The organism is Bacteroides xylanisolvens (assembly GCF_018289135.1).
Classification (GTDB): domain Bacteria; phylum Bacteroidota; class Bacteroidia; order Bacteroidales; family Bacteroidaceae; genus Bacteroides; species Bacteroides xylanisolvens.
In genome coordinates, this window is record NZ_CP072216.1 from 3,142,558 (window position 1) to 3,158,416 (window position 15,859).

General features: G+C 41.9%; 9 protein-coding genes. 5 read left to right on the top strand and 4 right to left on the bottom strand.

Annotated elements, in window-relative coordinates:
• Window positions 1-232: 232 nt before the first annotated feature.
• From INE92_RS13500 to INE92_RS13510, 3 genes are read right to left on the bottom strand one after another with little or no spacing between them, the layout of a single operon-like run.
• Complete coding sequence (locus tag INE92_RS13500; protein ID WP_015531471.1) at window positions 233-3,202, bottom strand: PEP/pyruvate-binding domain-containing protein; 2,970 nt, start codon at window positions 3,200-3,202, stop codon at window positions 233-235.
• 4 nt (window positions 3,203-3,206) lie between these two features.
• Window positions 3,207-3,848 (bottom strand): HNH endonuclease, encoded by a 642-nt coding sequence (locus tag INE92_RS13505; RefSeq protein ID WP_008641201.1) that lies wholly within the window; start codon window positions 3,846-3,848, stop codon window positions 3,207-3,209.
• Window positions 3,849-3,853: 5 nt separating this feature from the next.
• A complete protein-coding gene (locus INE92_RS13510; protein ID WP_008641200.1) occupies window positions 3,854-5,089 on the bottom strand; it encodes an AAA family ATPase in 1,236 nt (411 codons plus the stop codon).
• A gap of 146 nt (window positions 5,090-5,235) precedes the next feature.
• On the opposite strand from INE92_RS13510, the gene INE92_RS13515 reads away from it, so the two are divergent.
• The 5 genes from INE92_RS13515 (at window position 5,236) to INE92_RS13535 (ending at window position 13,588) form a co-directional block, all read left to right on the top strand.
• A complete protein-coding gene (locus tag INE92_RS13515; protein ID WP_032812043.1) occupies window positions 5,236-7,347 on the top strand; it encodes a prolyl oligopeptidase family serine peptidase in 2,112 nt (703 codons plus the stop codon).
• Window positions 7,348-7,563: 216 nt separating this feature from the next.
• Window positions 7,564-8,901 carry an NADP-specific glutamate dehydrogenase gene (gene gdhA / locus INE92_RS13520; RefSeq protein WP_004317267.1) on the top strand — a complete coding sequence of 446 codons (1,338 nt, stop codon included), beginning with the start codon at window positions 7,564-7,566 and terminating at the stop codon, window positions 8,899-8,901.
• A 232-nt stretch (window positions 8,902-9,133) separates the two neighbouring features.
• Window positions 9,134-10,297 carry a M24 family metallopeptidase gene (locus tag INE92_RS13525; RefSeq protein ID WP_015531469.1) on the top strand — a complete coding sequence of 388 codons (1,164 nt, stop codon included), beginning with the start codon at window positions 9,134-9,136 and terminating at the stop codon, window positions 10,295-10,297.
• A gap of 82 nt (window positions 10,298-10,379) precedes the next feature.
• Window positions 10,380-11,927, top strand: a complete 1,548-nt coding sequence (locus INE92_RS13530; RefSeq protein WP_118196000.1) for an arylsulfatase — start codon at window positions 10,380-10,382, stop codon at window positions 11,925-11,927.
• A 302-nt stretch (window positions 11,928-12,229) separates the two neighbouring features.
• Window positions 12,230-13,588, top strand: coding sequence for a transposase (locus INE92_RS13535; RefSeq protein ID WP_172725346.1), 1,359 nt, complete (start codon window positions 12,230-12,232; stop codon window positions 13,586-13,588).
• A 203-nt stretch (window positions 13,589-13,791) separates the two neighbouring features.
• On the opposite strand, the gene INE92_RS13540 is transcribed toward INE92_RS13535, so the two are convergent.
• A complete protein-coding gene (locus tag INE92_RS13540) occupies window positions 13,792-15,459 on the bottom strand; it encodes an ISL3 family transposase (protein ID WP_203462761.1) in 1,668 nt (555 codons plus the stop codon).
• Between the last annotated feature and the right edge of the window lie 400 nt (window positions 15,460-15,859).

A 15,859-nucleotide genomic window follows, 5' to 3' on the forward strand; every position in this document is an offset into this window, starting at 1 on the left:
GCTGATTATATTCTGTTTTTAATAATCAGCGGAAAGTTACCATTCAAATTTCACATATAAATATATCAATAGAGTCTATTCGTAAGCAATAGTTAGTTTTTCTTAATAGGTAGGAACATGTAAGGATATCACTTTCATTCTAACACCATATATTATAAAATTGTTATCAAGGGAAATGCAGTTGCTACACCCCAAATCTCTCTCACGATTTACAACTGGCCCCTATTCCACCTTAAGCCTCCGGCATCAAAACCACACCCTGCTTCTTCTTTCCATCCATCTTGACCACCATCGGTTTCTCAAAGCGGACATGACGAAGATATTTCGTTTCTTCCACCGCAGGTTGCGCATTGAGGAAGTCCTGATTATACACACCATCATTCATAAAGGCATTGATAGTGAAATATCCAACCCCGAACGAAGTCAGATTCTGAAAGAAATGTGTTCCTTGACTGGGATCTACCCGATAGTTGGTCAGTCCGGCTTCCACAATCACACGGGCAGCCGAGATATGAGGCCACTTCACAGGAATACCGAGCCATGTATCACTGCTTCCCCAACGTCCCGGACCGACAAGCACATAATTCTTTCCTTCATTCAAGAACTGTTGGTTGATCTTTTCTATCTCCCAAGCAATTGCCTGATTGTTAGAGGCACTATAATTATCGGTTTTTACATAGACCACATCATAAATATCATTCATGATACCGTGTCCCAACGAATTATATGAGCGGAGAATCACATCTTCATCCGGTATCTCGTTCAAATCTTCGTCCAGCATTTCTTTACTGTCTACGATAGGACGTATCTGTAACAGATAGAAGGTTCCGGATTTATCATGTTCGCGACTTAACGTTGCTGCAAATTCAATTTCAACCGGACGGCGCATCTCCTGTTCACCATATTTCAAGACCAACTGCAGAATACGAGCCAACGGGAAAACATCATGTTGCAGGATATTGGCAAAAGTAATCACCTTGCGCCCCCCAGGATACAGACCATCTCGGATAATCTGATCGTACGGATCATACGTAGAGGCAATATAACGCAGGGCACCATCGTTTTCCGCCTCTTTGACATGGAGTTTCAGTAAATTGAAACCATCGTCAATAGAAAAATCATGTCCGGCATTTTTTAAATCCAAAGCATAGAAACGGGTCTGGGTCTCTTTCAGAGCGATTTCCATTTCACTGGTTTGCAACACCTGATTGGGATGATAGGGAGAAAAACGAAGGGTCATACCACCGTCTACAATATATTTCCCTAATCCCAAAGCCAGATTAACCGTTCCTTCTTCGGCTTTTTCATCTCCTAAAGGATAATAATTCAGTGAACGAGCCACACCCGACATAGACGGATAATAACGGTCGCCATATTGATTGCCAACTACCTCCTGCAAGATAACAGCCATCTTTTCCTGATCGATCACATTCGAAGTAGCCTGCATATACGCTTTGCTGTCACGGAAATAGACTGATGCATACACCCCTTTGATGGCATCCGAAAGCATGCGCAACATTTCATACCGATCATCCAGATAAGGAATCATGTATGTGTTATAGATTCCTGCAAACGGCTGATAATGAGAATCTTCAAGCAAAGATGAGGAACGGATGGCAATCGGAGATTTCACTACATCGAAGAAAGTAAAGAAGTCCTCCACCAAGCGGTCAGGCAACTTTGCCTTCAGAAAGTATTTCAGAATCGTAGCATCATCCGCATCTGACAGCGCAATCTGATACAGATTATTAGTGTCCATAAATTCATCAAACACATCCGTACAAAGCACCACCGTTTTAGGAATAGCAATACGTGCGTTCTCAAACTCTTCAAACTCCGGATGACGCTTCACCATATTATCAATAAACGCCAGTCCACGCCCTTTTCCGCCCAAAGAACCATCCCCGATACGGGCAAAGTTAGAATAACGGTCGAAACGGTCTCGCTTAAACACAGCCACGACTCCCTGGTTCTTCATCTTACGATACTTCACAATCGCCTCAAAGATGATTTTCCGGTGAGCATCCACATCTTGAAGACTATTCCAGGTAATCGGTTTTAAAAACTCGGCTACCGGGAACATGGCACGAGAATAGAACCAACGCGACACATGATTCCGGCTGATATGATATAAGAAAGACTCCGCAGGTACGGCAAAAAGAATGTTTTGCAGTTCTTTCAGATTCCGGACACGGGCAATCTCTTCCCCGGTAGCCGGGTTACGGAATATAAAATCACCAAAACCAAAATCATCGGAAACGATACGACGCAAATCGACATCCATCTTTTTTGAGTTCTTATCAATAAAGCTAGCGCCGTACTTAGCGGCATAAGACGAATTTTCCGATTCGGACGACTGGATAATCAACGGAACAAACGGATCGTTCTTGCGTATCTCGGCACACAGCTTGATACCTGCCAGACCGTCTTTCTCCCCCCGCTCCACTTTCGGGAAACGGACGTCGGTGATTACTCCTAATATATTATTTTGATACTTATGATAAATTTCCATTGCCTCCTGATACGTACGTGCCAGTACAATCTTAGGCCGCCCGCGCATACGAAGTGTACGCTGGTGCGCATTCAAGGCTTCAGTAGAGAACTCCTGACTCTGCTTCAACACGAACTTATACAGATTCGGCAAAATAGAAGAATAGAAACGAATGCCATCCTCCACCAAAAGAATCAACTGCACACCGACTTCCTGCACATCGTGTTCCAGATTCATCTTGTCTTCTATCAATTTGATAATAGACACCAGCAGGTCGGTATTGCCCAACCAACAGAACACATATTCAAACGCACTCAAATCTTCATTGATAATCCGTTTGGTAATACCATGGCTGAAAGGAGTCAGGATCACGATAGGAATATGCTCATATTTCTCTTTTATATGACGACCGATATCAAAACTGTCATTATCCCCCGTGCTCGGCATACAAATCACCAGGTCGAACGACATATTTTCCAACTGCGCCAATGCTTCCTCCTCTGTGGATACCTGCGAGAAACGAGGCGGATAACGCAAAGATAAAGAGGTGTATTCATTGAAAATCTTCTCATCAATACGCCCGTCATCTTCCAACATAAAAGCGTCATAAGGATTAGCGATTAACAACACGTTAAAAATTCGCCTTGTCATCAGGTTGGCGAATTGTGTATCTTTGAAGTAAAGCTGGTTTAATTTATATTTACTAAGCATAAAGTCATTCTCCTTTCTTATTCCAAATCGTCATATCTCCAAAATCATGTTTCAGCAAATCGTTACTATGAATAATGGCATATTTAAATCCCAAATATTCACTACGAATATCCAACTGTTCTTTTATAACCGGATAATAATATTCTTTCTCACCTGACATATATTCATCAACAACATAAGAAAAGAAATTCATTTTTTGAATAAATTCATCATAAAATCGTTGCTCACGACAATTCCTATAAGATAGTTTTCCATTAAATAATAAATTCAATAACTTTATCGTTGAAAGTACTTCAGAAGTTCTATTATCACTATCAAATATTGCTTTCTGATTAACAAAATCATTTGAATGTTCTATTATAGTTTCGATATCATATTGAGTCGGATCTAAGATATCATCATACTTATTCGACTTTTTATTGTTACAGTATCCACAAGCTACAAATAAGTTTTCCCATGTTTGTTTCAAGTCTCCATTATTGGCTTGCGATTTAAAATGCTCTACTTGATAATCAGTTGTCAAACGCCGTTCGCATAGATAACATTTATCATTCTGATCCATCAGTAATTGTTTGCAGACCTCGTCCGTATTATAACTCTTATCTAAAGTTTGTGGCTTATCTGCATTTTTACAAATTCTAATCATCTTAATTAATTCTTATTTTGCCACTCTCTTTTCAGATCATAATATTTAGCTTTTACAGCAGGAGCAACTGCTTCCGGAATCTTATCAAAATCCTGCAGATACATTTCCAACTCACTTTTATCCGAAATAGAAAGCCGATCGGAACGAATCAATTCTTCCATCCGTTGTAAACGCATTTGAATCTCACTGGAGTCTGTACGAACACCAAAGTAACCTTCTGCTAATGCTTCATAAGAATAATCCGTTAAGTCTTCAATTGGTTCACGATGCTCCAAATCAAAAGCAATAGCATTCTCTAAAGAATTAAGAATAAAAGGGGAATGAGTAGTGACAACAAACTGTATATTAGGAAAAATAGTAGTCAATATCGGCAAAATCACTCGTTGTAGTTCCAAATGAAGATGCGTTTCTATTTCATCAATCAACACAATTCCTTCTTTCTCGTATGCACGGACCACATTATTCTGTGATTGCATTTTTAAAATTAAATCGGCTACAATGTCTAATGCAGCCGAATATCCCGCTGATAGTTCGGTGAATTTAAACGACTTTCCGCGTGTTTGAATAAGGAAAGAGTAATCTTTATAATTGAAATCAAGTTCTAAGGTTGTATCATCAAATATCTGACGAAGAATATTTCGGAAGCCGACAAACCATTGACGAATATAATCAGCATCCTCTGTTTTTCCTTCATTACGAGCTAAGGCCTCTTGCACTTTACAGTCAACCATAAAATTCAAGAACTGATCTACTTTATTATGTTTCAGATCAGTCTTCATCTTCAAATCTGGCTTAACAGGATTCTTAGGTTCTACAAAAAGAGACTTACGTTCATCAGCATAGTAGGCTATAATAAAGTCCTGACTTAAAAAATCCTTAGGTATAGAGTATATATCATGGAATGAAAGTTCTACTTTTCCATAAAATTCTTCAATTCTATTTTTATAATATTCAACGTTATTCTGGCCGGAAGCAATACTTTTCGAATCACCAGTGGTCTCAGCTTGCTGCAACCATGCTTGATTAGACTCTAAATATTTCTTAAAATCTAAGAAACTCAACATCTTATCATTACAAACCTTACTTAAATGCTCCACAATTGCATTCAACAGAATAGTCTTACCACTTCCGTTCTTTCCCGTAATAATCAGATGTTTTTTTTCATTTTCAGAGATTGGTATACAAAAGTTCTCCAAATGAAAAATATGATTAACCTTGATACTCGTAATAAAATTACCCATAGTCCTTTATACTTGATGATTACTTTTGCAAAGTTAATTCTTTAAATCTCATTTTCCATCATCTTCTTTATAAAGTTTACTTGTTTATCTCTTATTATTTTGTAGATTTGTAACTTTAAGTTTATTCAAAAAGACTTTTTATTCACATGAAAAAGGTAACTTTATTAATGAGTGGAATCATGGTGATGTCATGCGCTCCCCAACAAAAAAAGCTGGTTTACCCCGAGACGACAAAGGTAGACACTGTAGATGTGTACTTCGGCACACAAGTTCCCGACCCTTACAGATGGTTGGAAAATGACACCAGCGCAGCCACTACTGCCTGGGTAGAAGCACAAAACAAAGTAACGAATGAGTATCTTAGCCAGATCCCGTTCCGCGAAAACCTGCTGAAACGATTGACAACACTGGCCGATTACGAGAAAATCAGTGCTCCGATCAAGAAACATGGAAAGTATTATTTCAGTAAAAATGACGGTCTGCAGAACCAGAGTGTATTCTATGTGCAGGACTCATTGGACGGCGAACCGCGTGTTTTCCTCGATCCCAACAAACTATCGGACGACGGAACAGTGGCACTGACCGGTCTTTATTTCTCAAACGACGGCAAGTACACCGCTTACAGTATTTCACGCAGCGGTTCGGACTGGTCTGAAATTTATGTAATGGATACCGAAAGCGGAAAACTACTGGAAGACCACATCGAATGGGCCAAGTTCACCGGTGCTGCCTGGCAGGGAGACGGTTTCTATTACAGTGCCTATGATGCACCGTCCAAAGGAAAAGAGTTCTCCAACGTGAACGAGAATCACAAAATCTATTATCACAAAATCGGTGAGCCACAGTCAAAAGATAAACTGATTTATCAGAATCCTGCTTATCCGAAACGTTTCTATACATCGAGCACCAGTGAAGACGAACGGATTCTCTTCCTAACGGAATCCGGCGCCGGAAGAGGTAACAACCTGTTTATACGGGATTTGAAAAAGCCGAATTCACCCTTCATCCAGCTGACTTCAGACCTCGACTACCAATATTACCCAATCGAAGTTATCGGCGACCAGATTTATATTTATACCAACTACGGTGCACCGAAAAACCGGATCATGGTAGCTGACATCAACCGTCCGAAGCTGGAAGACTGGAAAGAGCTCGTACCCGAATCGGAAGCTGTTCTTTCAAATGCGGAAGTGATCGGTGGCAAACTGTTCCTTACTTATGACAAAGATGCCTCGAACCACGCATACGTTTACGGTCTCGACGGTAAACAAATTCAGGAAATCCAACTGCCGTCACTCGGTTCCGTAGGCTTTAGCGGCAACAAAGACGACAAAGAATGTTTCTTCGGATTCACTTCATTCACCATACCGGGTGCTACCTACAAATACGACATGGATCAGAACACCTACGAACTATACCGTGCCCCGAAAGTACAATTCAACTCGGATGATTTTGTGACCGAACAAGTATTCTTCGCCAGCAAAGACGGCGTAAAAATTCCGATGTTCCTTACTTATAAGAAAGATTTGAAGAAAGACGGCAAGAACCCTGTATTCCTCTACGGATATGGCGGCTTCGGCATCAGCCTCAACCCGGGCTTCAGCGCCACGCGCATTCCATTCCTCGAAAATGGAGGTATCTACGCACAAGTAAACCTGCGCGGTGGTAGTGAATACGGTGAAGATTGGCACGTAGCCGGAACTAAAATGCAGAAACAGAACGTATTCGACGATTTCATCTCTGCTGCCGAATATCTGATCGACCAGAAATATACGAATAAAGATAAAATCGCCATTGTAGGAGGTTCCAACGGTGGTCTGTTGGTAGGTGCCTGCATGACACAGCGTCCTGACCTGTTCCGTGTAGCGATCCCGCAAGTAGGTGTAATGGATATGCTCCGCTACCATAAATTCACTATCGGCTGGAACTGGGCAAGCGATTACGGCACAAGCGAAGACAGCAAAGAGATGTTTGAATACCTCAAAGGCTACTCTCCACTGCACAACCTGAAACCGGGCACGAAATATCCGGCAACACTGGTCACTACCGCCGACCATGACGACCGTGTAGTCCCTGCCCACTCATTCAAGTTTGCCGCTACCCTGCAAGCCGACAACGACGGTACCAATCCGACACTGATCCGTATTGACAGCAAAGCCGGGCATGGCGCAGGCAAACCAATGGCTAAAGTACTGGAAGAACAAGCTGATATTTACGGATTCATCATGTATAATTTAGGAATGAAACCAAAATTCTAAAGCGACACTTCCTATTTATAAACACATAGAAGCCCCGTAACCTGTATTTTACATTACAGGCTGCGGGGCTTTGTGTTTTTCAGCAGAAGAAATTGACATTTTATCATTATTTAATCAAAATATCTGCATTAAAACAAGCAACTTTGAAAAAAATTCCTATATTTGCAGTGAATTAGTTGACATTTTATCAGAATTAACCTTTTAAAACATAGTATCATGAACATCCAGAAAATCATGTCCTCTTTGGAGGCTAAGCATCCCGGTGAATCTGAATATCTTCAAGCAGTGAAGGAAGTTCTTCTTTCTATCGAAGATATATACAATCAACATCCTGAATTTGAAAAAGCTAAAATCATAGAAAGATTGGTAGAACCCGACCGTATCTTCACTTTCCGTGTAACGTGGGTGGATGATAAAGGCGAGGTACAGACCAACCTCGGTTATCGTGTACAATTCAATAATGCAATCGGTCCTTATAAAGGCGGTATCCGTTTCCATGCTTCCGTCAATCTCTCCATTCTGAAGTTCCTCGGTTTCGAACAGACATTCAAAAATGCACTGACCACGCTGCCTATGGGTGGTGGAAAAGGTGGTTCCGATTTCTCTCCGCGCGGTAAGAGTGATGCTGAAATTATGCGTTTCTGTCAAGCCTTTATGTTGGAGTTATGGCGTCACCTCGGACCGGATATGGATGTACCAGCCGGTGATATCGGCGTAGGCGGACGTGAAGTAGGTTATATGTTCGGTATGTATAAGAAACTGACTCGCGAATTTACAGGCACATTCACCGGCAAGGGATTAGAATTCGGAGGCTCGTTGATTCGCCCGGAAGCTACCGGTTTCGGTGGTCTGTATTTTGTAAATCAGATGCTACAAGCAAAAGGTATTGACATAAAAGGTAAGACAGTCGCTATTTCCGGTTTTGGCAACGTCGCCTGGGGAGCAGCTACCAAAGCTACCGAACTGGGTGCCAAAGTGATTACAATTTCCGGTCCGGACGGATATATCTACGATCCGGATGGTATCAGCGGCGAAAAGATAGACTATATGCTCGAACTTCGTTCGTCGGGTAATGACATTGTTGCCCCTTATGCAGAACAGTATCCGAATGCTACCTTTGTAGAAGGCAAGCGCCCGTGGGAAGTGAAAGCAGACATCGCGCTTCCTTGTGCTACCCAGAATGAATTAAATGGAGAAGATGCTCAAAATCTCATAAAAAATGACGTACTTTGCGTCGGAGAAATTTCCAACATGGGATGTACTCCCGAAGCAATCGACCTCTTTATTGAACATAAGACAATGTATGCTCCGGGTAAAGCGGTCAACGCAGGCGGTGTTGCCACTTCCGGTCTGGAAATGTCTCAAAACGCAATGCACCTAAGCTGGAGTGCTGCCGAAGTGGACGAAAAGCTCCATGCAATCATGCACGGCATCCATGCACAATGCGTGAAGTACGGCACGGAACCCGACGGATACATTAATTATGTGAAGGGTGCCAACATTGCCGGGTTTATGAAAGTAGCTCACGCAATGATGGGACAAGGCGTTATTTAGAAGACTTTGTTTAGTTGTATTTGTATTTGTGGTTTGCGCTGCTCGCCTCCTGTGACAGGACGCGGGTAGCGCTATTTTTTTGAGATTAACAATATTTTCGCTGGAATTAATTATCTTTGTGGCATGATAGGTTAAATAATGGTTTGTGAATTTGTTATATCAGATAAATAACTCACAACTAATAATTTACCATTGATAGTTTTGTAATTAATAATCATGTAATAAATAAAAAATGCTACAACCCGAATTGAAATTTCGCCGTGACAAGATTCGCAGTCTGATGGTGTCACAGGGCATTGACGCCGCACTTATCACTTGTAATGCAAATTTAATTTACACGTATGGCTGTGTAGTCAGTGGCTATCTTTACCTCCCCCTTCATTCGCCTGCACTATTGTTTTTCAAACGCCCTAATAATATCACAGGAGAACATTCGTTCTCGATTCGCAAACCGGAACAAATCGTTGACCTGTTGAAAGAACAAGGATTGCCGATGCCAACCAAACTGATGTTAGAAGGTGACGAGCTCCCTTATACGGAATATTGCCGTCTGGCCAGCCTGTTTCCGGAAGCAGAAGTTGTAAATGGCACCCCGTTGATTCGTCAGGCACGCAGCGTAAAAACACCTGTAGAAATTGAGATGTTCCGCCGTTCGGGCATTGCCCACGCCAAGGCATACGAGCAGATTCCAAGCGTATATCGCCCCGGTATGACGGACATCGAGTTTTCCATTGAAATAGAACGCCTGATGCGCTTGCAAGGTTGCCTCGGAATTTTCCGGGTATTCGGACGCAGCATGGAAATATTCATGGGTAGCGTACTGACCGGAGACAATGCCGGATACCCCTCGCCCTATGATTTTGCTTTAGGTGGACAGGGACTTGATCCTGCTTTGCCGGGAGGAGCAAATAAAACTCCGCTAAAGGAAGGTCAGAGCGTTATGGTGGACTTGGGAGGTAACTTCAACGGCTACATGAACGATATGAGCCGTGTATTCTCAATAGGAAAGCTGCCCGAAGAGGCTTACACCGCCCATCAGGTTTGTTTGGATATTCAGGAAAAGATTGCTTCCATCGCCAAACCGGGCATTGCTTGTGAAGTGCTTTACGACACAGCTGCCGAAATAGCCAAAGAAGCCGGATTTGCCGACAAATTTATGGGAACAGGGCAACAAGCCAAGTTTATCGGCCACGGTATCGGACTCGAAATTAATGAAGCTCCGGTATTGGCTCCCCGCATGAAACAACAATTAGAACCGGGCATGGTCTTTGCCCTCGAACCGAAAATCGTTATTCCGGGTGTAGGCCCCGTAGGTATTGAAAACTCTTGGGTAGTAACCAATGAAGGAATAGAAAAGCTGACGAACTGCAATGAAGAAATCATTGAATTAAGTTAAACAGATGATGAAAAAGATGTGTCCGTTCTTTGCCGGACACATCTTTTTCTACTAATAATAACACACTTAACCCCCAAAAACAATGAAACAACCTTTCATTCTAACCCTTATGTCCACTGTTACCTGCGCTGCAACAGCCACTAACAAAGCACCGGAAAACACTACACCGCCCCAATCAAATACTCCACCCAATATTCTTTTCATTCTCTGCGATGACATGGGATATGGAGATTTAGGCTGTTACGGTCAACCATTTATCCGCACCCCTCATATAGACACGATGGCGAATGAAGGTATGCGTTTTACACAGGCATACGCCGGCAGTCCCGTCAGCGCGCCTTCCAGAGCTTCATTCATGACAGGGCAACATTCAGGCCACTGCGAGGTGCGAGGCAACAAAGAATACTGGAAAAATGTACCGATCGTGTTGTATGGGCAAAACCAAGAATATTCGATAGTAGGACAACACCCTTATGATTCCGACCATGTAATCTTACCGGAAATAATGAAAGACAATGGCTATACCACGGGTATGTTCGGCAAATGGGCGGGAGGATATGAAGGCTCGCGTTCTACTCCCGACAAACGGGAAATAGATGAATACTACGGTTACATCTGTCAATTTCAGGCTCATCTCTACTATCCCAATTTCCTGAACCGTTATAGTAAAGCGTTGGGCGACACCGGAGTGGTGCGGGTGGTGATGGATGAAAACATCAAATATCCGATGTATGGTCCCGACTACCAGAAACGTCCGCAATACTCGGCCGACATGATTCATCAGAAAGCATTGGAGTGGCTGGACCAACAAGACGACCAACAACCGTTTTTCGGCATATTGACTTACACCTTACCTCATGCGGAACTCGTTCAACCGGAAGATTCCATCCTGAATGAATACAAAGCCAAATTCAACCCGGACAAAGAGTTTAAAGGAAGCGAAGGCTCACGATACAATGCTATTACGCACACTCATGCTCAATTTGCAGGAATGATTACCCGGCTGGATTATTACGTGGGTGAAGTCCTGAAAAAGCTGAAAGAGAAAGGGCTGGACGAAAACACATTGGTTATTTTCTCCAGTGACAACGGCCCTCACGAAGAAGGCGGAGCCGATCCTACTTTCTTCGGCAGAGACGGAAAGCTGCGCGGATTAAAACGCCAGTGTCATGAAGGAGGAATACGTATTCCGTTTATCGCGCGTTGGCCGGGGCACATACCAGCAGGTAAAGTGAACGATCACATCTGTGCTTTTTATGATTTAATGCCTACATTCTGCGAAGTGATCGGCATCAAGGACTACGAAAAGAAATATGGCAATAAAGAAAAAGAAGTCGATTATTTCGATGGGATTTCTTTTGCTCCCACACTGCTGGGTAAGAAAAAGCAAAAGAAACATGATTTCCTGTATTGGGAATTTGATGAAACAGACCAGATTGCCGTACGCATGGACGATTGGAAGATGGTGGTAAAAAAAGGAACACCGTTCCTCTACAACTTAAAAACGGACATTCACGAAGATACTGATATAGCACTCCAACATCCGGACGTTGTAGAAAAGATGAAAGCTATCATCTTCGAACAACATACGCCCAATCCATATTTCTCGGTGACGCTACCCAAACAGTAAACGTACGGATAAAGAAATAATGAGTAATCAGCAGTTAGAAAGCAAGGTTTCATTCATTTCAGTACAGTTCTTAATTAAATGGGAATTTAGCAGTTAAATGAGAATTTTGCAGTTAGGCTGAAAGCCTTACAATTATATATTTATTGGGGTGCCCTGAAAGGGCTTAATTAGGGATATTCCTAAAATAATAAAATTTAAGGCAACTAATTCATTGCGAGTTAGTTGCCTTTTTTGTATCTTTAAGCATTCCCCCCAAAAAACGGTTTGACGGCCAAAACGGGGGTAATTAAAAATAAAAACACATGGTAAAGATACAAAAAATCTCAGAAATCGAACCTTGTTTAGGTTTTACCGAGTTCGATATGCTTAAAAAATATCGTCAAAGTTTTGCAACGAGTGAATTAGGTCGCCTCCATTCTCTGTTCCCTTTCTCGGAACTGGCCCGACAAATGCATTTGAAGTCCTCTCCTTTTGGGCGTAAAAGTTATTTTTCTCCCGAAGGTAAAATAGCCTTGATGGTCTTGAAGTCCTATACCAACTTTTCCGATGCACAACTGATTGAGCATTTAAACGGTAATATTCATTACCAGTTATTTTGTGGTGTTCAGATTGATCCGCTTCATCCACTAACCAATCCTAAAATCGTTAGTGCAATTCGTCAGGAACTAGCGGATCGCCTTGACGTTGAGTCCCTCCAGCTCATTCTTGCCGAGCATTGGACACCTTATCTTGAGAACCTTCATGTCTGTATGACCGATGCCACCTGTTATGAAAGTCATCTGCGTTTCCCTACTGATACCAAACTCTTATGGGAAGGTATTGTATGGCTTCATCGTCATCTGTGCAAACATTGCCAGACCTTGCACATACAACGTCCCCGTAACAAGTATCTTGATGTACGCCGTGCCTATCTTGCTTATAGCAAACTGCGTAAACGCAGGAAATCACAGACTCGTATGCTTACACGAAGGTTACTTCAGTTATTGGAAAAGTTACTTGACCAGCTGGAGCTGCTTCATTCATCCTACAGGAACAGGCTTACACTATCCTCTGATTACCAAAGACGTTTCTCGGTCATACAGACAGTCCTTGAGCAAGGGAAGAATTTATTTGCAGGCAAAAAAGTGTCCAACCGTATCGTGAGTATCGACCGGCATTACCTTCGCCCCATTATCAGAGGCAAGGAAACCAAATCCGTTGAATTCGGAGCCAAAGTCAACAATATACAGATAGACGGAATCTCCTTTATAGAACATATCTCCTTTAAGGCTTTTAACGAAGGAGTACGTTTGAAAGACTGTATTCATCTGCAACAACAACTGACCGGGGTTAGGGTTAAGGCGCTTGCGGCGGATTCAATCTATGCCAATAATGCCAACCGGAAATTTTGTACAAAATATCATATAAGTACTTCCTTTAAGCGTAAGGGCAGAGCTGCCAAAGATGAGCCGCTTCGGAAAATCTTACGGTCGGAACTCAGCCGTGAAAGAGCTACCCGCCTGGAAGGAAGTTTTGGAACGCAGAAACAACATTACTCACTGGCCAGGATAAAAGCTAGAAACAGGAAAACGGAAGTACTTTGGATTTTCTTTGGGATACATACAGCCAATGCGGTATGTATGATAGAAAAGGTCGAAAAGAAAAAAAGAAAGGCAGCATAATCTAACTAAAATAACAGGAAAAACAGGAGAGGTTTTAACTTCCCCTAAAAAAGACATGTACATAATGCATGGGTGGGAAGGAAAAAATAAGAATATGTAAACAATATTCTACAAAAAAGATAGAAGACTGGGAGAGTTGAACGAAAAAATCAAGAGAAAAGCTCACGTAAAGCGGTTCTTCGTCAAATTTGGTGGTACTTCTTCTATTGTGAATAAAGAATCTTGGCTCTCAGTAGTTTGCTTCCTGCCCTATTGTACATCTGCCTTTTTACCGCTTTAATTTTATTCACTGTCCCCTCCAGTAATCCGTTACTGAAGGGGATATCAATAGCTGCCTGTACTGCCTCCCAGTCTTTTTCAATACCATATGCAAAGTTCGTCAGTGCCATATTCCGTGTTGCCTTCGCTTTTTCAATCCACTTTCTAATATCCTTATCATAAGTGTTCCCATTAATCATATCTCTGAAATTCTGACACACGCTTAAGAGTTCTTTAATCTGTGGTGAGGACTTATATAGTTCCGCTAGTTTAGGATTATCCGATTCTCCCTTTAGAATGTATTTGCGTATCTGATTCTGTGAAACTCTCTGTGTTTTACTTCCGTTTTCAATGCTCTCATTATGCTCCTTGACTTCCTTCCTCTTTTGTTGATACATTTTTCGCAAGCTGGATGTTATCCTTCCAATAAGTGCGCCACTGATTTTACTCCCCATTTTTTGTGCCAATATTTTTCGGGTAATACAGCCCGCACTAATGATTGTAGCCAGTTCGGATACATATTTAAGAGCTGTCTTCTGTTGCTCATTCAAGTATGCCCCTATTCTCCTGTTGTGAATGAGCTTATAAATGTAGCGACTTTTCTTGCCCAAATGCGCGGCTGTCTGCTCAATGGTCATCCCCTGCATTTTTAAGTTCAGGCTTTCCCTGTATATCTTCAATTTTTCTCTGTGTCGGACATCTCCCATGTTAAATATGTCCTGAAGAATTAACGAAGAAGCCGTGTCTCTGTCAGGATATTCGTATTTGAGCTTTTGCTTGGTCTGACGAATCATTTTCTCTATTTCCGGTATCATCGTGTCCGTCATATTCTTGGTTAGATGGAACCGGTCGCAGATTTGTGTAACACCAGGGGTTATTCTGTTTATAGCCTCTGTGAAACATCTTCCACGGTCTCTCGTTATATATTGTATTTGAGGATTCCGGGTGAGCCAGTTATCAAGCGCTTCTCCGTTTCTATCCTCTAACAAAGCAATAGGCATGTGTGTCATCTGGTCTACGACCACACTCATATAATCCTTACCTTTTTTATAGGCAAAATCATCAATACCTACATAAATACTTTTATTATGCATAGGATTATGTTGCCCGCACTGTTGTAGGATGCGTAAGCAGGAAGAGCTACTGGCCGTTATATGGAACAGCTGCAAAAGAGAAGAGGCCTTTCGGGAAGTAAGTTCCAAGCTTATCGATCTGATGCGTTCCTCAACAAGATAGCTCCGTCTACCATACCGACGAGCCAGAAAAGACAACGGTTCGCAGAATATTTTTCGCGGACAAGAAACATTTTCGCAATAATATTTGCCAACCTTTATGACTAACTCCAAAGTATGACCGTAAACTTCAAGATCCTGAATATGACGGGAGTAATAACTGTGTAATCGGTGACTGAAATGTCCGCAATAAGGACAGGAAGCCCCCTTGCCAGCCGTATGTAAAAAGACCGTCAATGAACCAACAGCTTCAGAGATACCATCTTGTTGCAGATTATCGTAGCCAGGACTGAATCTGAAATCATGGAATAATCCCCTATTTGTAGGAGGATTTTCTTTTTTTGATGTATATTTGTACGTTGTAGATATGGCTTGTTGCATTGTAACTCTTAATGATGTGGTGTCTTTAAAGTTACTAAAAAGCAAACATATCTACAACTTTTTATAGGATTAAGAAAGAAGAAGAGGAAAACCATCGAAATAAAAAAGAGATTACCACCAAATTTGACGAAGAACCCGTAAAGCAAAGCTTTTCTCTTGATTTTTTAGAAAGAGGAACATTTACTGAATATCCCTAATTATATAGCGTAGGGCAACGCCCTACGAAAAAAACACATCAGCCACAAGCCCTGAAAGGGCGGAACCGTATACAATTATGCCCTTTCAGGGCGCAAATTCAGATTGCCGTTTTTACGTAGGGCGTTGCCCTACGCTATATAATTAAGCCCTTTCAGGGCACCCCGCAAAATTATCATTTAGTTCATTTCAGTACAGTTTTACT

Bases quoted from the DNA above. Each gene is read 5' to 3' on its own strand.
- INE92_RS13500 (WP_015531471.1), bottom strand. From the start codon at position 3,202: ATGCTTAGTAAATATAAATTAAACCAGCTTTACTTCAAAGATACACAA.
- INE92_RS13505 (WP_008641201.1), bottom strand. From the start codon at position 3,848: ATGATTAGAATTTGTAAAAATGCAGATAAGCCACAAACTTTAGATAAG.
- INE92_RS13510 (WP_008641200.1), bottom strand. From the start codon at position 5,089: ATGGGTAATTTTATTACGAGTATCAAGGTTAATCATATTTTTCATTTG.
- INE92_RS13515 (WP_032812043.1), top strand. From the start codon at position 5,236: ATGAAAAAGGTAACTTTATTAATGAGTGGAATCATGGTGATGTCATGC.
- gdhA (WP_004317267.1), top strand. From the start codon at position 7,564: ATGAACATCCAGAAAATCATGTCCTCTTTGGAGGCTAAGCATCCCGGT.
- INE92_RS13525 (WP_015531469.1), top strand. From the start codon at position 9,134: ATGCTACAACCCGAATTGAAATTTCGCCGTGACAAGATTCGCAGTCTG.
- INE92_RS13530 (WP_118196000.1), top strand. From the start codon at position 10,380: ATGAAACAACCTTTCATTCTAACCCTTATGTCCACTGTTACCTGCGCT.
- INE92_RS13535 (WP_172725346.1), top strand. From the start codon at position 12,230: ATGGTAAAGATACAAAAAATCTCAGAAATCGAACCTTGTTTAGGTTTT.
- INE92_RS13540 (WP_203462761.1), bottom strand. From the start codon at position 15,459: ATGCAACAAGCCATATCTACAACGTACAAATATACATCAAAAAAAGAA.